The 20,467-nt window shown below is 69.4% G+C and carries 18 protein-coding genes; 14 read left to right on the forward strand and 4 right to left on the reverse strand.

Translation table 11 applies throughout. The features are described 5' to 3' along the window. Positions 1–6: 6 nt before the first annotated feature. Positions 7–1,041, reverse strand: a complete 1,035-nt coding sequence (locus BpN12_RS06725; RefSeq protein WP_246794503.1) for a nucleoside hydrolase — start codon at positions 1,039–1,041, stop codon at positions 7–9. Positions 1,042–1,459: 418 nt separating this feature from the next. Beyond that, positions 1,460–3,076: an FAD-dependent monooxygenase gene (locus tag BpN12_RS06730; protein WP_246794504.1), complete on the reverse strand. Its 1,617-nt coding sequence runs from the start codon at positions 3,074–3,076 to the stop codon at positions 1,460–1,462. 521 nt (positions 3,077–3,597) lie between these two features. Here BpN12_RS06730 and BpN12_RS06735 point away from each other — a divergent pair. After that, positions 3,598–4,710: a hypothetical protein gene (locus BpN12_RS06735; protein ID WP_246794505.1), complete on the forward strand. Its 1,113-nt coding sequence runs from the start codon at positions 3,598–3,600 to the stop codon at positions 4,708–4,710. Positions 4,711–4,760: 50 nt separating this feature from the next. Here BpN12_RS06735 and pdxR read toward each other — a convergent pair whose 3' ends face one another. Together pdxR and BpN12_RS06745 are read right to left on the reverse strand one after the other, a co-directional pair. Further along, positions 4,761–6,164, reverse strand: coding sequence for a MocR-like pyridoxine biosynthesis transcription factor PdxR (gene pdxR / locus BpN12_RS06740; RefSeq protein WP_246794506.1), 1,404 nt, complete (start codon positions 6,162–6,164; stop codon positions 4,761–4,763). A gap of 645 nt (positions 6,165–6,809) precedes the next feature. After that, positions 6,810–7,145, reverse strand: coding sequence for a hypothetical protein (locus BpN12_RS06745; RefSeq protein WP_246794507.1), 336 nt, complete (start codon positions 7,143–7,145; stop codon positions 6,810–6,812). Positions 7,146–7,183: 38 nt separating this feature from the next. Here BpN12_RS06745 and BpN12_RS06750 point away from each other — a divergent pair, with 38 nt between their 5' ends. The 13 genes from BpN12_RS06750 (at position 7,184) to BpN12_RS06810 (ending at position 20,467) form a co-directional block, all read left to right on the forward strand. Beyond that, complete coding sequence (locus tag BpN12_RS06750) at positions 7,184–7,618, forward strand: carboxymuconolactone decarboxylase family protein (RefSeq protein WP_246794508.1); 435 nt, start codon at positions 7,184–7,186, stop codon at positions 7,616–7,618. A 174-nt stretch (positions 7,619–7,792) separates the two neighbouring features. Beyond that, the gene (locus tag BpN12_RS06755; RefSeq protein WP_246794509.1) at positions 7,793–9,538 is read left to right on the forward strand and encodes an AMP-binding protein; all 1,746 of its coding nucleotides are present in this window, start codon (positions 7,793–7,795) and stop codon (positions 9,536–9,538) included. 9 nt (positions 9,539–9,547) lie between these two features. Beyond that, entirely contained in the window at positions 9,548–10,504 is a 957-nt protein-coding gene (paaA, locus tag BpN12_RS06760; RefSeq protein WP_246794510.1) for a 1,2-phenylacetyl-CoA epoxidase subunit PaaA, read from the forward strand. Next, positions 10,497–10,778: a 1,2-phenylacetyl-CoA epoxidase subunit PaaB gene (gene paaB, locus BpN12_RS06765; RefSeq protein WP_198253595.1), complete on the forward strand. Its 282-nt coding sequence runs from the start codon at positions 10,497–10,499 to the stop codon at positions 10,776–10,778. The genes paaA and paaB overlap by 8 nt, the downstream gene beginning before the upstream one ends. A gap of 20 nt (positions 10,779–10,798) precedes the next feature. After that, positions 10,799–11,545, forward strand: a complete 747-nt coding sequence (gene paaC / locus BpN12_RS06770; protein WP_246794645.1) for a 1,2-phenylacetyl-CoA epoxidase subunit PaaC — start codon at positions 10,799–10,801, stop codon at positions 11,543–11,545. Next, positions 11,539–12,054, forward strand: a complete 516-nt coding sequence (gene paaD / locus BpN12_RS06775; protein ID WP_246794511.1) for a 1,2-phenylacetyl-CoA epoxidase subunit PaaD — start codon at positions 11,539–11,541, stop codon at positions 12,052–12,054. Before paaC ends, paaD begins: the two co-directional genes overlap by 7 nt. A gap of 25 nt (positions 12,055–12,079) precedes the next feature. Beyond that, complete coding sequence (locus BpN12_RS06780) at positions 12,080–13,141, forward strand: 2Fe-2S iron-sulfur cluster-binding protein (RefSeq protein ID WP_246794512.1); 1,062 nt, start codon at positions 12,080–12,082, stop codon at positions 13,139–13,141. A gap of 101 nt (positions 13,142–13,242) precedes the next feature. Beyond that, on the forward strand, positions 13,243–14,424 hold the full coding sequence (locus BpN12_RS06785; protein WP_246794513.1) for an MFS transporter: 1,182 nt from the start codon (positions 13,243–13,245) through the stop codon (positions 14,422–14,424). 109 nt (positions 14,425–14,533) lie between these two features. After that, on the forward strand, positions 14,534–15,289 hold the full coding sequence (locus BpN12_RS06790) for an iron-containing redox enzyme family protein (protein ID WP_246794514.1): 756 nt from the start codon (positions 14,534–14,536) through the stop codon (positions 15,287–15,289). A gap of 87 nt (positions 15,290–15,376) precedes the next feature. After that, positions 15,377–16,699, forward strand: a complete 1,323-nt coding sequence (locus tag BpN12_RS06795; RefSeq protein WP_246794515.1) for a 3-deoxy-7-phosphoheptulonate synthase — start codon at positions 15,377–15,379, stop codon at positions 16,697–16,699. After that, positions 16,696–18,327: an AMP-binding protein gene (locus BpN12_RS06800; RefSeq protein WP_246794516.1), complete on the forward strand. Its 1,632-nt coding sequence runs from the start codon at positions 16,696–16,698 to the stop codon at positions 18,325–18,327. The genes BpN12_RS06795 and BpN12_RS06800 overlap by 4 nt, the downstream gene beginning before the upstream one ends. Beyond that, positions 18,321–19,871 (forward strand): anthranilate synthase component I family protein, encoded by a 1,551-nt coding sequence (locus tag BpN12_RS06805; protein ID WP_246794517.1) that lies wholly within the window; start codon positions 18,321–18,323, stop codon positions 19,869–19,871. The genes BpN12_RS06800 and BpN12_RS06805 overlap by 7 nt, the downstream gene beginning before the upstream one ends. Next, the gene (locus BpN12_RS06810) at positions 19,862–20,467 is read left to right on the forward strand and encodes an anthranilate synthase component II (RefSeq protein ID WP_042627931.1); all 606 of its coding nucleotides are present in this window, start codon (positions 19,862–19,864) and stop codon (positions 20,465–20,467) included. The genes BpN12_RS06805 and BpN12_RS06810 overlap by 10 nt, the downstream gene beginning before the upstream one ends.

Consider the following 20,467-nt stretch of genomic DNA (forward strand, 5'->3'; position numbering starts at 1 on the left):
CGTTCGTCACGGCAGGCTGGCGATGCGCCGATGGAGCGCCGCGTAGAAGCCATCCGCGTCCACCTCGGTGATCCAGGTCGCGTTCGGCTTGCGGCCGGTCTGCCCGGTCCAGTCGATCACGGTCTCGCCGAGCGTCAGCGCGCTGCCGGTCTCGACCTCGACGTTGACGGCGCGGCCCTTGAACAGCGACGGCTCGATCAGGTAGCCGGTCGCGCTCGGGTCGTACATCGGCGCCCAGTCGACGCCGGCCGTGGCGCGCTGATGGGCGAGCTCGGCCGTCATGATGTCGGCGACGATCTTCCCGCAGCGGTTGCCGAGCGCGCGAAACGGCGCGATGCGCGCCGGCGTGATCGCGGCCTTCACGGCCACGTCGCGCGGCACCACCGTGATCGGCACGCCGCTCGCCAGCACGGCGCGCGTGGCCTCGGGATCGACGTAGACGTTGAACTCGGCCACCGGCGTGATGTTGCCGCGCTCGAAGAACGCGCCGCCCATCATCACGATCTCGCGCAGCGCCTCGCGGATCTCCGGCGCCTCGGCCAGCGCGGTGGCGAGGTTGGTCTGCGGGCCGAGCGTGCAGAGCGTGAGGCTCTGCTTCGGCGCCGCGCGCAGCGTCTCGATCAGGTATTGCACCGCGTGCTGCGGCGCGAGCGGGGCGAGCGGCTCGGGCAGCACGACACCGTCGATGCCGCTCTTGCCGTGGACATTGGCCGCCGTCACGAGGTCGCGCACGAGCGGGCGCGGGCAGCCGGCGTAGACGGGCAGCGTCTGCGTGCGGCCGGCCCAGTCGCGGATGATGCGCGCGTTGCGCGAGGTCAGGTCGAGCGGCACGTTGCCGGCCACGGCCGTCAGCGCGCGCACGTCGAGCCGGTCGCGCGCGGCCAGCGCGAACAGGATCGCGATGGTGTCGTCCTGGCCCGGATCGGTGTCGATGATCACGTCGCGCCGCTCGCCGGCCGCGAAGCTGGCGAGCGGGAACAGCGTACTCGCCGCGAGTGCGGTGGTCGTCATGAGAAAGCTCCGCCTGGTTGTCTTGGACATGGTGGTTTCGGAAGACGTGACGCATGTCGAGGGTGGCCGCCGTCCGGCGCGAGGGGCTGCGCTTCAACGGGAAATCATCGGCCGGCTGGTTGGCCCGGCGCCTTTCGGGCTGGCGGCGGCGATTGTTCATGAAATTGCCGGCCACGCCGGGGACGCCTGCGGGCGTCATCGTGGTGCTCCACGACGACGGGCCTATTCTGCAGACGTAAGCGGGAATTTTCCAGACGATCGTGGCGCGTGCCGGTGAGCGGCGCACCGAAACCGGGAGCGCGTCATGCTGGCGCCTCGCTCGATGGCGGCGTGGCATGGGTGGCTCCGTGGCTCAGTGATCCGCATGGCGCATGAGCCGGCAGGTGGTGCACAGGCAGAGGCGGGTGCCGGCCGCCGATGCCTCGCCGGCAGCACCGGCCGGTGCGCGTCAGCGCGGCCCGTCGACCGGGTCGGGCGCACCGAACCAGCGCGCCATGGCGTGCGCCGCCCGGCCCGCATCATCGGCCGGCGCGGGCGCGGCGGCATCGGCGGCCCAGGCGACGATCCCGTCCGGGCGCACCAGCAGCGCACGCAGGCCGAGCCGATCGCGCGCCTCGCTCACGACGTGCCGGACGCGTGCGGCCCGGCCGCGCGCGAGCGCATCGAGCGCGGCGTCGGCCTCGAACGCCAGCAGCAGCCCACGGCCGTCACGCAGCAGCGCGCTGGCCGTCGTGCCGTCGGCCAGCGCGAAATCGGGCATGCCGCGGCCCACCAGCGGATGCGTGTCGCCGAGCGCGCAGCGCTGCGACACGCCCCACACGCGCTCGGCGAAATAAGTCGCGCCGTCACGCGTTTCGATCAGCTCGCCGAGGATCGCCGCCAGCGCGCGCGTGCCCGCGGTGGGCCGCATCAGGGCGACTTGCGCGCGCGACCAGTCGAGGATGCGCGCGCCCGCCGGATGGCGTTCCGCGTGATAGCTGTCGAGCAGATCGTCCGGCGCGTCGCCGCGCAGCGTGGCCGCCAGTTTCCAGCCCAGGTTCATCGCGTCGCCGATACCGAGATTGAGCCCCTGGCCGCCGAGCGGCGAATGGATATGGGCGGCGTCGCCCGCCAGCAGCACGCGCCCCCGGCGGTAGGCCGTGGCCTGCCGGGCGCGATCGGTCCAGGTGGTCGCCTGATGCAGCGCCGCGATGCCGACCCCGGTGCCGGACACGCGCCGCAGCACGGCCTGCACGTGCTCGGGCGTGAGCGCGGCGGTGCGATGGCAGGCACCGCCGTCGAATTCGACCATCGCGAGCGTGCCGGGCCGCGCATAGGTGTACATGCCGGCCGGCGTGTGGTGCCGGCCTGGACGCAGCGCGTCCGGATCGGTCAGCTCGGCCTCGATCGAATAGCCGGTGAATTCGGCGTCGGTGCCGGCGAAGTCGAAACCGGCCGCCTTGCGGACCGCGCTGCGCCCGCCGTCGCAGCCCACCAGCCAGCGACCATGGAAGTCCCGGCCGCCGGCGTGCACCGTGACGCCGTGATCCGCTGCGGTCACGCCTTCGACGCCCGCCGCGCGCCGGATCTCGACGCCGAGCGTGGCGGCGCGGCGCGTCAGGACGGTGTCGAGCGCGGCCAGCGTGACCGGCAGGCTGTATCCGCCCGGGCCGGGCAAGTGATACGGCCAGCGCGCGGTATCGACGTCGTGGTGATGAAACGCGATGCCGGCGAAATGGCCGGCGGGCCGGCGCGACTGCTGCATCCAGTGCGCGGCGGCCGCGGTCCGGCCGGGGGTGTCGCCGGCCTGCATTTGCGCGACCAGCGCGTCGAGCAGGCCGCGCCGGTGCAGGGCGTCGAGGCTCGGCATCGACAGGCCGCGCAGGCCGAACGGCAGCTGCTTGAGCGGCGAATCCGCGGTGCCGCCGCGCTCCAGCACGAGGACCGAGCGGCCTTGCAGGCGCAGTTCGCAGGCCAGCAGCAGGCCGACCGGGCCGGCGCCGGCGATGATGACGTCACGGGAAGCGATCGCGCGGCGGGATTCGCGCGCGGATTCGCGGTGCGATGAATGAGGAGGGTGAGACATGAACGGCTCCGGTGTCGTGGATCGACCGGAGCGTTCCTCGCGACGAGCGTGACCCGGACGAACCTGTTGCCGGGCGCCGGAATGGCGCCGGGGTTCGTCGTGGGAGTCTCGTGCGCGAAGCCAAAGACCAGAGCTTTCGTTACCGAAAGGACTTGGGCTGACCAGACCAAGCCTGCCTTTTCCGACACGGCTTTATAGCATCGCGGCGAAGGATGCGCAACGCAGGGTGGGATGCTGCCCGACGCGCGTGGTTTCCACCCACCTGGCGTCCGGCGCCGCCGAGGCGCGCGGCATGGGCCTCGACCTACTCAGCGGCGGCGCGGCGGCGCGGCGGCATGGGTGAAAAACGACCCGGCGCGCGAACCGGTGGCCCGTCGATTCAAATAGTTACGCGCGCACGCCGCTGGCACGGAGTTTGTGTAGGAAGTGACGACGCAGATGTCCGACCTGCGGCACGGGCCATGCGATCGCAGCGGATCGGCACGGCCCGCGGATCGACGGCAACACACGGAGCGATATCGATGCAACCGAAACGCGATAAGGCCACCCGGCAATTCCTCGACAATCATGTCGAATTCCTGAAGCAGCACACCATGACGGCGGATTTCGACAAGGCGCTGAGGGACAACTACGAGATCAAGACCAATCCGAATCTGCAGCGCAAACTGCCGCCACACAAGATCGAGGCGCTGAGGCAAAAGGGGAGCACGCAAACGACCGTACCGGTCAGCGAGCAGGAGCAGCGCAAGAATATCTCGATGGAGGCGGGACGCGTGCTGGCCAATAGCGGTCTGAAGACGCATTTCTTCGATGTGATGCCGGATGCCGATCGCGAGAACGTGTACAACCTGACGCCGGACGTCCAGGCGTATCGCAGGAAATACCTGGAGAAAGCGAAGCAGTACAAGGCGATAGACGACCTGTCGACCAAGCGGACGAACAAGCTGAAGGCGCTGGGGGAGATCGTCAACAGCTTTGCCATGATGCATGTGCCGGATGACCCGCAGGCCAAGAGCACCGCCATGCAGTCCGGCTATTTCCCCTACAAGACCGAGCTGGACTCGAACGCCAAAGGGGTAGGCGTCACCGAGCTCTACAGCAAGACGAAGAACGCGAGCGGGCGCTGGGTGTTCACGGGCCAGATGCAGGGTTGCGCGATCGCCGTGGAGAACATCATGGACCAGCGCATGGCGTCGGCGGACAACGTGAACCGCGATGCCAAGGCGCATCATTTCCCGAGCCCGGCGAGCAACTTCGATCGACTGAAAAACTGGAGCGAGCGCGGCAAGCTGTCGAGCTGGTTCGGCGTGAACGGTTACTCGAGCGACGTCCACGACGAGGCTTACGACGGCTTCAACGCGCTCTACATTGAGAAGGCGGATGTCCGCGTGGTGTCGCAGAAACAGGTGCGAGACATGCGAACGAAAACGACCACGGCGACGGGCGAAGTGGACGTGTTCAAGGCCGACCGTGCCCGACTCGTTCCCGAGGACGGCTTCCTCAGGGGCAAGCCAGAGACGGCAGACGTCTTCGGGATGACGAGAGAGCAACATCACATACCGGCACCGGTCAAGCAGACCTCCCTGGCGACCCGGATGTTCAGCACGCTCTTCGGCAAGGGCGCGAAGAAGTAGCGCGGGCACCGGCCCGCCGCTTCGCCCCCCCTGTCCGTCAAACCCGCGGTTCAGTCCGCCTCGATCGCCACCTTCAGTTCGCGCGCGAGCGCGAGCGCCTTCTCCTCCGACTTCACGTTCGCGAAGCCGAGCAGCAGCCCCTTCTTCGGCGGCGCCTCGATATAGCGCCCCGAAAGCGGCTCCACCGCGAGGTTGCGGCGCTTGGCGCGCTGGGCGAGCAGGCGGTCGTCCTCGGCGTCGTCGAGGCTCGCGATCAGGTTCAGGCCGCACGGCATGTCCTCGTACTGCATGCGGCCACCGAACGTCGCGCGCATGCTGTCGATCACCATCTCGCGCCGCTGCGAATAGGCGGCCCGCATCTTCTTCAGGTGCCGCGCGAAATAGCCCTCGTTGATGAAGTCGGCGGTCACGCCCTGGATCAGCACCGGGCAGCCGTCGTGCAGGCGCGCGCAGGCCTCGTTGAAGCGCGCCACGAGCGGCTTGGGCACGACCAGGTACGCGAGCCGCAGCGCGGGGCTCAGCGCCTTGCTGAAGGTGCCCACGTAGAGCACGTTGCCGGTCGCGACGAGGCTGGCGAGCGCGGGCAGCGGGCGGCCGTCGTAGCGGAACTCGCTGTCGTAGTCGTCCTCGATGATGAACGCGTTGTTCTGCTGCGCCCAGGTGATCAGTTCGAGCCGCCGCGCGAGCGACAGCGGCACGCCGAGCGGGCTCTGATGCGCGGGCGTGACGAGCGCGAAGCGCGCATGCGGGGCAAGCTCCTTGCCCTTGTCGACGCTGAGCCCGTCCTTGTCGACCGGCACCGGCACGATCCGCGCGCCCATCTCGGCGAACAGGTAGCGGCTCGGCGGGAAGCATGGATCCTCGAGCCAGAGCTCGTCGAGCGGGCGCAGCAGCGTGCGCGACAGCAGGCCGGTCACGCCGCGGTAGCCGGGCAGCACGAACACCTGCTCGGGCGAGCAATCGAGCCCGCGCGAGATGTGCAGGTAGGCCGAGATCGCCTCGCGCAGCGGCTGGTAGCCGGCCGGGTTCGGATAGGCGAACAGCCGGCTCTGCACGCGCGCCTGCCGCGTGACGAGCGTGGCCCAGAGCTTGTGCGGGAACAGGTCGAGCGCCGGCAGGCCGAGCTGGAACGGCGGCGGATGCGATTCCGTCGCGGCGTCGGGCGCGCGCGCGACCGGGCGCGCGGTGCCGGCGCGCTGCAGCGAATCGCGCACCTGCTGCGGTGCCAGCGACGGCGACACGATGGTGCCGGCCTGGCCGCGCGCCACCAGATAGCCCTCGCCGATCAGCAGGTCGTAGGCGAGTTCGACGGTGCTGCGCGAGATCTGCAACTCGCTCGCCAGATTGCGCACCGACGGCACGCGCGCGCCGGGTGCGTAGGTGCCGTTCGCGATCGCGCGGCGAAAACGTTTGTAGATCTGCCGGTACAGCGGGTCTTCGCTGCCGTGTTCCAAGTGCTGGTGTCCCGCCAATTTAATGCTCCAGAACGCCTGGCACGCGCGGGTCGAACGGGGGCCGCCAGGCCTCGCCGCGACCACTCGATCCCTGGGGCCGGCCGGACCCGCGGTGCGAGGTCAAACATGTAGGAAACAATCACCGGTGGGCATTTTAATCTTGGGAACGCCGCGATGCCGATCACAATATGCCGATGTCCCGATTTTCGGTATATCGGCGCGCAATTGACGAAACGGAAATGGATATTTGTCCCGCGCGGGATGAATATGGCTCGCACGCATGGACTGCGCTTCGCCTGTTTCGTGTATGAGGTCGGTATTTCCGTGATTGCAGATCCCGGGAATTCGGCAATGGCCGAATTCGTCAAAGGAGGCGGTGCGCCGAATTGCGCATCGCACCGGCGCGCCGGCGCAGGGCCGGGGAAGACGTTGCGCGCGCATCGAGATACGACGTCGGCTGACGCAGCGGCGTGATCCATCGCGCTGGCGCATCCGGCGGATCCCGTGCATCCGATGAAAAGCCGCGGCCGGTACCGGTTTCCGGATGGTCCGGTGGCATGGCCGCCGGGCCGGTGCGACCGGCGGGACCGCCGTGTCGCCGGACACGGCCCCGAAGCCCGGCACCGACATCGCCGTTTCACACGGCTATGGCCATCGCGCGCGCGAACGCCGGCGCGGCATCATTTTTACCAAAAGCCCGAGCATGACATGGCAAAAAAAGCAGGAATGCGGGATGCCGTTCTTGTCATGCTCGATAAGTGCCATCTTGTCCGTGAAACGATCACGGGTGGTGCTGTATATTTGCCCCCGTCGTGAAGCGAAACGATGAAACGAAATGAGTTTCCGTGATGTACCAATCGTTGCCGCTTCCAAAGCGAACAGTAATTTTCCGTGAATGGATTCTTGAAAAACGGAAAAGCTTTTCACCCAACCCGCATTGAATATCTGCTTTATATATTCACCATGCGCCGCGCGGCGCATGGCGGGATCAATCCGGACGACTTGAACGGGCAGGGAACATGAACGGTTTGCGCCTCGAATACTGGAATCTGTCGCCGCGGCTGCTGCAGGGCCTGCGCGACGTCAAGGACGGCCTCGAACACAGCACGCTCGGGCAACCGCTGATCGAACTCGTCTACCTGCGCATCGCGCAGATCAACGGCTGCTCGTTCTGCCTGAACAAGCACACGAAGAGCCTGCGCGAGCGCAATGAAACCGACCGCCGCCTGACCGAACTGGCCGGCTGGCGCGTCAGCTCGCAGTTCACGGCGCGCGAGAAGGCCGCGCTCGAATGGATCGAGTCGCTCACGCACGTGGCCGCGACGCACGCCGACGACGCGTCGTACCGGCCGCTCGAAGGCCACTTCAGCGCGGTCGAGATCTCGGACCTGACGTTCGCGATCGCGCTGATGAATGCCATGACGCGGCTCGCGGTCGGCATGCGTCACGACTGATCGGGCCATGGCGGGCGGCCGATCCATCGCCGCCCGTTTATCGGCTGTTTGCTGCCTGTCGACATGGAGGGCGTGGTGCGCATCGCGCGCCATGCGGGCTTCGTTCGTCCGGACGAACGCCGATCGCAGTACCAGTCCGCTGATTCGTACATCTCAAGAACCACGAGGGAAAAAATGGAAGTCCAGGCGAAAAAGGAAGTGTGGGCCAGGCTGTTCGACGACAAGGCGCTCGGCGCCGGCAATTTCCTCATCAAGGCCCATCAGGCTTATCCGAACCGGGACGAGGTATTCCTGTTTCTGGAAAAGCCTTACGTTTCGCCGTCCGGCCAGGCGCATTCGTCCTTTTCGCTCGACACGCTGCACACCGTGGTGGCGGAACTGGCCGCCTGGTATACGCATCACGACGTGCAGCAGGGTGCCTATGTGTGCCTCTACCTCGGCGACGGCATCGCCTCGTTCCTGCACTTTCTCACGCTCAACAGCCTCGGCGCCGTGCCGGTGCTGGTGAACGGTAACCTGCGCGTCGACATCGCCGTCGCCTATGCGCAGATCAACCGCTTCACGGTGTTCGCCTACGACCGCGAGACGGCCGCGCGCTGGCAGCTGCCGGCGCCGCTGGCCGGCCTGAAGGCGCTCGACGCCGGCTTCGCCGAAGGCGCGGCCGCCGCGCTGGCGCCGCTGCCGGCCGGCCAGTGGCCGGTGGAGCGCCACGGCGACGACACCATCATGATCTGCCACAGCTCGGGCACCACCGGGATCCCGAAGGCGGTGCTGTTCGGCCACGACCAGTTCTTCGCCGGCAAGCGCGAGCGTCTGCAGGGCTTCGTCGAGCGCGACGACGACCGCCTCGCCACCGCGATGCCGACCACCCATGCCGCCGGCATCAGTTATCTGATGACGGGGACGCTGCTGCAACTGCCCACGCTGTCGCTGAACACGCAGTTGGGCGCCGCGGTGGCGCAGGCGATCGTCGGGTTCCGCGCCACCATCGTCACGGCGTTCTCGCAGACCTACGCGTCGCTGGCCGAACAGAACCTGCCGGACGCATTCCTCGGCACCGTGCAGCGCTTCTACAACACCGGCGACACGGCGCACGAATCGCATATCCGCGAGCTGCTGCGCATCGCGCCGCAGGCGCGCTTCACCGACATGTTCGGCGCGTCCGAACTCGGCATGTCGCAGTTCTACAAGGTGTCGCGCGCCAACGACGTGACCACCATTCGCACCGTCGGCTCGCCGGCGCCGTATGCGCACTGCGTGATCCTTTCGCCGGACGGCCGCGAGCTGGCCGACGGCGTGCCCGGCTACTTCGGCGTGCGCTCGCCCACCGTCACGCCCGGCTACCACGGCCAGCCGCATCTGACCGCGCTGACGCGCCTGAACGGCTATTGGCTCACGGGCGACGTGGGCCTGCGCAAGACCAACGGCGAGTTCGTCCACCTCGACCGCATCGTCGACGTGGTCGACACCACGCTCGGCACGCCCGGCTACACGCTGCTGCTGGAGGAGCACCTGCTGCGGCTCGACGAAGTGTTCGACGTGTCGGTGACGGGCGTCTCGCGCGGCCCGGTGCGCGAGGAGGCGGTGCTGGTGCTGGTGCGGCTCGCGGCCGGCGCGACGCTCGACGTCGAGCAGCTGCTGCATCACACGCTGAACTGCCATCCGTTCCAGGGCAAGCCGGTGCTGCCCGACTACACGCTCTGCGTCGGCGTGATCGCGCCGGACTTCGCGCTGCCGGTCGGCTCGACCGGCAAGGTGCTCAAGCGCGTCGTGCGCGACGGCTTCTGGTCATGGCAGCGCGACTTCGACGGCGGCGACCGCGGCCGCTTCGCCGAGCTGCGCTGGAACCACCAGGCCGACCTGTCCGCGCTGCCGCGCGAGGCCGAGCGCAGCCTGCTCGAACACGTGTTCGCGGCCTAAGGAGGCGGGATGGACATCCTCGACACCGAACCGGTCGACGAAGCCGCGTTCCAGCAGCGCATCGACGACGGCCGCAAGATCGAGCCGCAGGACGGCATGCCGGCCGCCTACCGCCGCACGCTGATGCGCCAGATGGCGCAGCACGCGCACTCGGAATACGTCGGCATGCTGCCCGAGGGCGGCTGGATCTCGCGCGCGCCCACGCTGCACCGCAAGTGCATCCTGCTCGCCAAGGTGCAGGACGAGGCGGGCCACGCGCAGTACCTCTACAGCGCGATGGAGACGCTCGGCATCTCGCGCGCGGAGGCCTACCAGCAGCTGCTCGACGGCCGCGCGAAGTACCTGAACATCTTCAACTACCCGGCGCTGACCTGGGCCGACGTCGGCATGATCGGCTGGCTGACCGACGGCGCCGCGATCGTCAACCAGGTGCCGCTGTCGCGCTGCTCCTACGGGCCGTATGCGCGCGCGATGGTGCGGATCTGCCAGGAGGAGAGCTTTCACCACCGGCAGGGCTTCGACCTGGTGATGAAGCTCGCGCAAGGCACGCCGGCGCAGCGCCAGATGGCGCAGGACGCGCTGAACCGCTGGTGGTGGCCGACGCTGATGGTGTTCGGACCGCCCGATGCGGATTCACCGCACTCGGCGCGCTCGATGAAGTGGGGCATCAAGCTCTATTCCAACGACGTGCTGCGCCAGAAATTCATCGACCAGACCGTGCCGCAGGTGCATTACCTCGGCCTGGAGGTGCCCGACGAGCAGCTGCGCTTCAACGCCGACACCGGCCACTACGAGACCGGACCGATCGACTGGGACGAGTTCGAGCGCGTGATCAACGGCGGCGGGCTCTGCAACCGCGCCCGCATCGAGGCGCGCAACAAGGCCTGGGACGACGGCGCCTGGGTGCGCGAGGCGGCCGCCGCCTACGCGGCTCGCCAGGACATCACGGAGGCCGCTCATGGCTGACTGGAAACTCTGGGAAGTGTTCGCGCGCAGCCAGAACGGCGTGGCGCATCGCCATGTGGGCAGCGTGCAGGCCACCGACGCCGCAATGGCGCTGCAGCACGCGCGTGACGTCTACACGCGCCGTGGCGAGGGCGTGAGCCTGTGGCTGGTGGCCTCCGAGCATCTCGTGACGAGCGATCCGGGCGACAAGGCCGCGTGGTTCGCTTCGTCCCAGGACAAGGCGTACCGCCACGCCACGTTCTTTCAGGTACCGGAAGGAGTGCAGAACCTGTGAAGACCCACAACGGATTCGACATGGGGCTGGCCGACTACGTGCTGCGCCTCGGCGACAACTGCCTGATCCTGTCGCAGCGCCTGTGCGCCTGGTGCGGCCACGGCCCGACGCTGGAGGAAGACCTCGCGCTGTCCAACGTCGCGCTCGACTACCTGGGCCAGGCGCGGCTCTGGCTCGACTACGCCGGCAGCCTGCACCCGGTGGCGCGCGGCGAGGACGCGCTGGCGTTCCTGCGCGAGGCGCACGAGTTCCGCAACGTGCTGCTGGTGGAGCAGCCGAACCAGGACTTCGCCGACCTGCAGATGCGGCTGTTCCTGTTCGACAGCTGGTACGCGCTGGTGCTGGCTGCGCTGGCCCATTCGCAGGACGCGCAGATCGCGGCGATCGCGGCGAAGTCGGCCAAGGAGAACGCCTACCACCTGCGGCGCAGCAGCCACTGGATCGTGCGCCTGGCGGGCGGCACCGAACTGAGCCGCGCGAAGCTGCTGCGCGCGCTCGACGGCTGCTGGGAATACACCGGCGAGCTGTTCGAGATGGACGAGCTGGATCGCGCGATGCTGGAGCGCGGCATCGGCTGCAATCTCTCGGATCTGCGGATCAAGTGGCAGTCCTACCTGAAGGACGTGTTCGACGAGGCCGGCATCGCGCTGCCCACGGGCGCGCTGCGCAGGCAGTCGGGCAAGCGCGGCGAGCACTCCGAGCATCTGGTCTGGCTGCTGATGGAGATGCAGTACCTGCAGCGCGCGCATCCGGGTGCGCAATGGTGAGCGCGCTCCACGAAGGCGAGGTGCGCCCCGACATCGAGCGCATCTGGGAATGGATCGCGCGCGTGCCGGACCCGGAGATGCCGTTCATCTCGGTGGTCGATCTCGGCATCGTGCGCGAGGTGGGCTGGGTGGCCGGCGCGCTGCGCGTGGTGGTGACGCCCACCTACAGCGGCTGCCCGGCGAAGCTGCCGATCGAGGAGGCGATCCGTTGCGCGCTCAACGATCACGGCATCGATCGCGTGACGATCGAGAACCGCCTCGCGCCGCCCTGGACCACCGAGTGGATCAGCCCGGCCGGCAAGGCCAAGCTCGCCGCGGCCGGCATCGCGCCGCCGCTGCCGGTGGGCGAGAGCTGGCAGCCGCTGCGCTTCGTGCCGCCCGCGCCGCCGTGCCCGCACTGCGGTTCGTGCGCGACGCGCATGACGAGCGAGTTCGGCGGCACGCTCTGCAAGTCGATGCATGTCTGTGACGACTGTTTGAATCCGTTCGAGCACTTCAAGTGCCTCTGACGGGCAAGGCAAAAAGGAGCCATTCATGTCGCAGTTCTTTCCGCTGACGATCGCGGCCGTGTATCCCGAGACACGCGATGCCACGGTGCTGGAGTTCGACGTGCCGGACACGCTGGCCGCGCGCTTCTCGCACCGCCAGGGCCAGCACCTGACGCTGCGCGCGACGATCGGCGGCCAGGACGTGCGCCGCGCCTATTCGCTCTGCAACGCGGTGGGCGCGCCGCTGCGGGTGGCCATCAAGAAGGTGGAGGGCGGGGTGTTCTCGGGCTGGGCGCAGGCCAACCTGCGCGCCGGCCAGCAGATCGAGGTGATGCCGCCGTCGGGCAATTTCTACGTGCCGCTCGCGGCCGGCCGCGCACGCCATTACGCGGGCTTCGCGAGCGGCAGCGGCATCACGCCGATGCTGTCGATCCTCAAGACCACGCTGCAGGAGGAGCCGGCCAGCCGCTTCACGCTCGTCTACGGCAACCGCAACGTCGGCTCGACGATGTTCCGAGAGGAACTGGCGGACCTGAAGGATCGCCATGCGTCGCGGCTGTCGCTGATCTACGTGTTCAGCGGCGAGGCGCAGGAAGTCGAGCTGTGCAACGGCCGCCTCACGCACGAGCGCGTGCGGGGCCTGCTGCGCAGCTGGCTGCCGGCCGCCTCGATCGACCACGCGTTCGTCTGCGGCCCGACCGGGATGATGGACGACGTCTGCCGCGCGCTGGAGGACAGCGGCGTCGCGAAGCCGCGCATCAAGCGCGAGTACTTCCAGCCCGCCGGCGCGCCGGTCGCCGTCGCACATCGGCCGGCCGGCTCGCCCGATGCCGGCCGGCGCATGACGCTGATCGTGGACGGCGCCACGCGCCAGGTGGCGTGGACCGGCACGGCCGCCACCATCCTCGACGAGGCGCTCGCCGCCGGTATCGACCTGCGCTACTCGTGCAAGGGCGGCGTGTGCGCGACCTGCCGCTGCCGCGTGATCGAGGGCGCCGTGGAAATGGACGCGCAATACGCGCTCGATGACGACGAGCTGGCCCAAGGCTACGTGCTCGGCTGCCGCGCCCGCCCGAGTACGCCGAACCTCGTGCTCGAGTTCGACTGAGTTTTCGACCGAGTTCGACCGGGCGGGCCGTGCTGCCGCCCGCATTCCCGCGTGCCGCGCTGGCGCGCTTCCCGGACCCGCATCCAATTTCATGGACACGCATGGAACCCAGCAAAACCCTGTCGCGGACCGAGCAGTGGCTGTTCTGCCTCGCCACCGGCTTCTCGGTGGCCGCCGTGGTCTACCAGCAATCGATGACGGAGGCGATCGCCGCCGGCTTCCAGGTGCCGGCCGGCTCGCTGTCGCGGCTGTCGGTGGCCACCCAGCTCGGCTACGGCCTCGGCCTCGTGCTCGGCCTGCCGCTCGGTGACCTGGTCGCGCCGCGGCGCCTCGTGCCCGGCGTGGTCGGCGCGCTCGGCCTGGTGGTGGTGGCCGAATCGGCGGCGCCCTCGCTCGACGTGCTGACCGTGCTGTGCCTGCTGGCCGGCCTGCTGTCGATCGGCGGCCAGCTGCTGATCGCCTACTGCGCGAAGGCGTTCGCGCCCGAGCAGCGCAACCGCGTGGTGGGCGGCATGATGTCCGCGCTGTTCGGCGGCCTGCTCTGCGCGCGCGTGCTGTCGGGCTGGGGCGCCGAGCACATCGGCTGGCGCCACGTCTATCTGCTGGCCGGCGGCCTCACGTTGCTGTGGGCGGTGGGTCTCGCGCGCGTGCTCGGCCCGGTGTCGATGAGCACGCCGCCGCGCTACGGCCAGATGCTGCGCCGCCAGCTCGGGCTGTGGCGCGGCTACCCCGAGCTGCGCCGGCTCGCGCTGGTGGCCGCCTGCTTCTTCGCCGCCTCCAACGGCATCTGGGCCAACGTGATCTCGCTCGCGCACGCCACGCTGAACTGGAGCGCGGGGCAGACCGGGCTGCTGGCCTGCACCTCGATCGTCGCGCTGCGTGCGCCGCAGCTCGCGCGCCGGCTGCAGCGGCACCTGCACTGGACCGGCGTGATCGCACTGTTCGGCGCCGTGCTCGCCGCCGTCTCGCTGGCCGGCTTCGCGATCGGCACGCACGTGCTGATGATCGTCGTCTTCTTCATCGGCTGCGACCTCTGCATCCGCTCGGTCCACGTGATCTCGCAGGGCCGCGTGCTCGGGCTCGATCCCGGCGCGGCCTCGCGCCTGAGCAGCCTGTTCATGACCGTCTTCTTCACCGGCGCCGCGCTCGGCTCATGGCTGGGCGGCATCGTCGCGCGCCATTACGGCTGGCCGGGCATGTTTCTGTTCCCGCTGCTGTGCGCCGGCACGGGCGTCGCGCTGCTGCGGCTGCGCAGCGGCGAGGTGAGATTCAGTCCGGCCTGAGGCGGCGGCCGGATTTTCATTGGGCGCGGCCTCGCGTGCAATCGCGCGGCGTCGCGCCGGCAACAGTGCAGTGTTCATTTCTTCAACAGAGGCACGTATGGAAATTTTGATGGAAGTCGATCGCAGCAAATCCGCGCAGCAAAAGCCCCACGGTCTCGTCAGCGAGATCTGGGCAGGCTGGCTGCAGGAGCAGGATCTGCAGCGACTGGTGGAGCACCCGCTGCTGCTCGCGCTGGCGAACGGCGAGGCGAGCCCCGACACGCTGAAGACGTTCCTGGCCCAGCACAGCCACTACTCGCGCCACTTCACGCGCTACCTCTGCGCGCTGATCGGCCAGCTCGACGACAGCGAGAGCATCCTCGCGCTGCTCGACAACCTGCAGGAGGAAATGGGCGTGGACGGCGACGGCCTGATGACCCACGCCGAGATGTTCCAGCGCACGCTGCGCGTGGTGGGCGTGGTGCCGGCCGAGCACGACCCGCTGCCGGCCACGCTGCAGCTGCGCAACACCATGATGGCCCACTGCAAGTCGAGCGATCCACTGGCGGGTCTCGCCGCGATGTGCCTCGGCGCCGAGGCGATCGTGCCGGTGATCTACCAGCCGGTGCTGCTCGCGCTGCAACAGTCCGGCCACACCGAGGAAGCCACCGAGTTCTTCCGCCTGCACATCGAGGAAGACGAGGACCACGCGCTGACCATGCTGGCCATCATGCGCGATCTCACCAACAACGAGCCGGAGCGCTTCGAGTTCGCGGTGCGCGTGGGCCGCGAGCTGATCGCGCGCCGTGTCGAGATGTTCGACGCGGTCTGGCAGGCATGCCGGCACTACGAGACTGCCACGCAAGAGGACGGCGCCCCGGCCTGAGCCGGACAGCGGACGAGTCAGCGGCCGGCCGTTCCTCGCGAAGGGCCGCCCAGTGATCAGCGGAACAGGTTTAAGAACGAGACTGAGATGTCAACTTTACGCGAACCGTGGCATCCGACGACTTGGCAGTCGATGCCGCAACAGCAGTTGCCTCATTACGTGAACGGCGCAGCGCTCGGGGCTACGCTCTCGCGCCTCAGCAGCTACCCGCCGCTCGTCGCGATCGGCGAGATCCGCCGCCTGCGCTCCTGGCTGGCCAACGTCGCGCACGGTCGCGGCTTCGTGCTGCAAGGCGGCGATTGCGCGGAAACGTTTGCCGATTTCCGGCAGGACGTGATCCAGCGCCACTACCGCCTGCTCGAACGGATGGCGCAGACGATCCGCGACGCATCGGGGCTGCCCGTCGTGCGCATCGGCCGGATCGCCGGCCAGTACGCGAAGCCGCGCAGCAAGCCGGAAGAGCAGCAGAACGGCCGGTCGCTGCCGAGCTACCGCGGCGACATCATCAACGACGTCGCGTTCGACGCCGAGGCGCGCGACCACGACCCGGCCCGCATGGAAACCGCCTATTTCCGCGCCGCCGGCAGCCTCAACTACCTGCGCGGCCTGAACGACGCGGGCCTGCTCGGCACCGGCGGCGCCTATTTCTCCAGCCATGAAGCGCTGCTGCTGCCCTACGAGCAGAGCATGGTGGCGCGCGACGAGCTCGGCAACTGGTACTGCTGCTCGGGCCACTTCCTCTGGATCGGCGAACGCACGCGCCAGCTCGACGGCGCGCATGTGGAGTTCCTGCGCGGCGTGCGCAACCCGATCGGCCTGAAGCTCGGCCCCGGCATCGGCCACGACGACCTGCTGCGCCTGATCGACGTGCTGAACCCGCTCAACGAGGCGGGGCGCCTGACGCTGATCCCGCGCATGGGCGCCGGCAAGATCGACCGGCTCGCCGGGCTGCTGGAGACGGTGCGCCGCGAGGGCCGCGAGGTGGGCTGGATGTCGGACCCGATGCACGGCAACGGCACGCAGACCGGCACCGGCATCAAGACGCGCCACTACGCCGACATCGTCGCCGAGCTCGACGGCTTCTTCGCGGCGCATCGCGCGGCCGGCACCCATCCGTCGGGCGTGCATCTGGAGCTGACCGGGCTGGACGTGACCGAGTGCATCGGCGGCGCCAGCGTGCTGGGCGAGGCCGATCTCGACCGCGCCTACCTCAGCAGCTGCGATCCGCGCCTGAACGCGGACCAGGCGCTGACGCTGGCCGCGCATCTGGCCGGGCTGCTGGCCGCGCACGCCATGCCGCGCGGCCACGGCGAGCGCGTCGAGGCCGGTGCCGCGACGAGCGAGGCCGCCGAGACCGCCGAAGCGATCGAGGCGGAAGCCGATCGCTACGACCTGGAGCGCAGCGCATGAGCGACGTCAATCTGGCCGCCGAGCTGCTGTTCAACAAGCGCCACCTCGACAAGCCGGCCTACGTCGGCCCCGACTTCACGCTCGGCTATGCCGAACTCGATCGCGCGGTCCGGCGCCAGGCCGCCTGGATGACGATGCAGGAAGTCGCGCCCGGCGAGCGCATCGTGATCGCGCTCGACGACGGCCCGGACCTGGCCGTGATCTTCTTCGCCTCGCTCGCGGTCGGCGCGCTGCCGGTGGTGGTGAGCTCGAAGCTCGATACGGCGCCGCTGCGTCACATCCTCGGCGATGCCGAGCCGCTGATGGTGTACGGCAAGACGGTGCAGGGCGACACGATCCGCGCCGCGATCGACGGCCTCGCCACGCGCCCGCAGGCGTTCCTGCTCGAAGCGGGCTGGTACCGCACGCTGCTCGCGCGGCGCGTCGGGGCGGCGCGCGAGCCGGCCGCCGCGGCGCTGGCCGGCGACGGCTTCGACGAGCAGCCCGACGAGTCGCTTGCCGATGCGGCGGCCGACGAGTGGGATGCGGCCGTCCCGCGTCCGCGCCATGCGCCGGCGCTGATCCAGTACACGTCGGGCACCACCGGGCTCTCGAAGGGCGTGACGCACAGCGCCGCCTCGGTGCTGGCCTGCTGCGCCGCCGTGACGGGGCAGCTGCGCCTGACCGGCGACGACGTGCTCTATTCGGTGCCGAAGTCGTTCTTCGGCTTCGGCATGGGCAACAGCCTGTTCTTCCCGCTCCATCTCGGCGCGAGCGCCGTGCTCGACGCGGCCTGGCCGAGCGCCGAGCAGGTCGAGGCGAACCTGCGCCGGTTCCGGCCCACGGTGCTGTTCGCGGTGCCGACCCTGTACCGGATGCTGCTCGACAACGGCTTCGGCCCGAACGATTCGCCGCTGCGGCTGGCGTTCTCGGCCGGCGCGCCGCTGGCCGGCAACACCGGCGCGCGCTGGCGCGAGCGCTTCGGCTTCGACCTGCACGATGGCATCGGCGCGACCGAACTCTGTCACGTGTTCGCGACCAGCTACCCCGATTCATTGCGCGCGGGCAGCCTCGGCCGGCTGCTGGCGGGCTGCGAGGCACGCATCGTCGACGAGGCCGGGCACGACGCCCGACCCGGCGAGACCGGCGTGCTGGTCGTGAAGTCGCCGGCCGTCTCGCCCGGCTACTGGCGGCGCCCGCAGGACGACGCGGCGCGCTTCGACGCCGGCTGGTACCGCACCGGCGACCTGTTCAGCCGCGACGCGGACGGCTTCCTCTATTTCCATGGCCGCGAGGACGACCGCTTCAAGGTGTTCGGGCGCTGGGTGGTGCCGGCCGAGATCGAGGCGCGGCTGGTGGCGCAGGCGCCGCAACTGGGCGACTGCTTCGTGGTGCCGGGCCGCGAGCCGAACGGCGAGGACCGCCCGGTACTGTGCCTGCTCGGAACCCACGACGAGAACGCGGTGCAGGCCGTGCTCGCCGTGCTGCGCGGGCTCGAAAGCTACAAGCGGCCGGTCCGGCTGCTGCCGGTCGACCAGCTGCCGCTCACGCCGAACGGCAAGCCCAACCGCCGCGCGCTCGCCCAGCTGGCCAGCCGCGCGCTGCAGGACGGGACGGGCATCAATCTAGTGGAGAAACCAACATGTTGAGCCAGGATGAGTTTACGCGGTACGGCGAGGCGGGGTTCAACCTCGTCCCGCTCTGGAAGGTGCTGCCGCTGCCCGAGCGACGCGATCCGCTGGACCTCTATCGCGCGCTCGCGAACCGGCGCGACGACTATCTGTTCGAGACCGGCGAGTGGGAGAACGCGGCGTTCACGCGCCACTACTCGACCATCGGCCTGCCGTGCAGCGAGCGCATCGAGCTGGACGAGGACGCGATCCGCCATCTGCGCCACGGCCGCGTGGAGAGCGAGCAGCGCACCGACGATCCGCTCGCCGCGCTGCGCCGCCTGCAGGAGGGCTTCCGCGTGCCGCATTTCGACGGCCTGCCGCCGTTCTCGGGCGGCCTGTTCGGCTATTTCGGCTTCGAGACCACGCGCCTGATCGAGCCGCGCCTGCGCCGCGTGGCGCGCAAGCCCTCGGGCCTGCAGGTGCCCGACGTGGTGAAGCTGGTGAGCCGCGAGCTGGTGGTGATCGACCATCGCCGCCGCCAGCTGTTCTGCATCGTCCACGAGGATCCGCGCGAGGCCGGCAGCCACGCACGCGGCACGGCGCGGCTGGAGGCGATCGTCGCGCAGGTGCAGGCGCTCGACGCGACGCCCGAGCGCGAGCCCGGCACCACCCAAGGCCTCATCGTGGACGCGAGCCGGCTGTCGTTCGGCTTCGCGCGCGAGGCCTACGAAGGCGCCGTCGATCGCATCAAGGACTACATCGCCGCCGGCGACGTGATGCAGGTGGTGCTCGCGCAGCGCATGAGCCGCCCGCTCGCCTGCGATGCCACGGCGCTCTACCGCGCGCTCGGCGACCTCGCGCAGACGCCGTACCGCTACCTGGTGAACCTCGGCGAATGCGCGATCGTCGGCGCCTCGCCCGAGATGCTGGTGCAGCAGCGCGGCGACATCGTCACGAGCCGGCCGATGGCCGGCACGCGCCGCCGCACGCAGGACGACGCCGAGGACGCGCGCCTGAAGGAGGAACTGCTCGCCGATCCGAAGGAGATCGCCGAGCACATGATGCTGGTCGATCTCGCGCGCAACGACGTGGGCCGCCTGGCCGTGGCCGGCGGCGTGCAGGTGGACGAGCTGCTGACGGTCGAATACTTCTCGCACGTGATGCACATCGTCTCGACCGTCACCGGCAAGCTGCCAGGGCAGGTCAACGGGCTCGACGTGCTGCGCAGCACGTTCCCGGCCGGCACGCTGAGCGGCGCCTCGAAGGTGCGCGCGCTGGAGGTGATCGCCGAGCTCGAACCGCATTCGCGCGGCATCTACGGCGGCGCGGTCGGCTATCTCGACTGGCGCGGCCAGGCCGAGCTGGCCATCACGATCCGCACCGGCGTGCTGCAGGGCGGCCTGCTGCACGTGCAGTCGGGCGCCGGCGTGGTGAAGGACTCGGTGGCCGAGCGCGAGTGGCAGGAAACCATGGACAAGAGCCGCATGATGCTGCTGGCGGCCGAGCTGGCGGAACGCCAGAGCGAAACGGAAACGGCGCGCCCCGGCGCGGCGCAACAGGAGGCAACGGCATGCATCTGATGATCGACAACTACGATTCGTTCACCTACAACGTGGTCCAGTATCTCTGCACGCTCGGCGCGCAGATCGAGGTGAGGCGCAACGACCAGATCACGATCGAGGAGATCGAGGCGCTCGCGCCGCAATCGGTGATCGTCTCGCCCGGGCCGTGCTCGCCCGCCGAGGCCGGCGTCTCGATCGCCGCGCTGCGCCACTTCGCCGGGCGCCTGCCGCTGCTCGGCATCTGCCTCGGCCACCAGTGCATCGCCGCCGCGTTCGGCGGCACGGTGCGCCGCGCCGAGGTGTTCCATGGCAAGTCCTCGCCGATGCGCCACGACGGCTCCGAGCTGTTCGCCGGCCTGCCCGCGCAGTTCAAGGTCGGCCGCTACCACTCGCTGGTGGTGGACGACCTGCCGCCCGAGCTGGTGGTGACCGCGCGCATCGCGCACGAGGACGGCACGGCCGGCGAGATCATGGCGATGCAGCACCGCGAGCTGCCGATCTACGGCCTGCAGTTCCACCCCGAATCGGTGCTGACCGAGCACGGCTTCAGCATGCTGGCCAACTACCTGCGCGTCGTCGAGCAGCATGCCGCGAGCGCGGCCGCCGTCGCCTGA

Source organism: Burkholderia perseverans, assembly GCF_022870505.1.
GTDB classification, from domain to species: Bacteria; Pseudomonadota; Gammaproteobacteria; order Burkholderiales; family Burkholderiaceae; genus Burkholderia; species Burkholderia plantarii.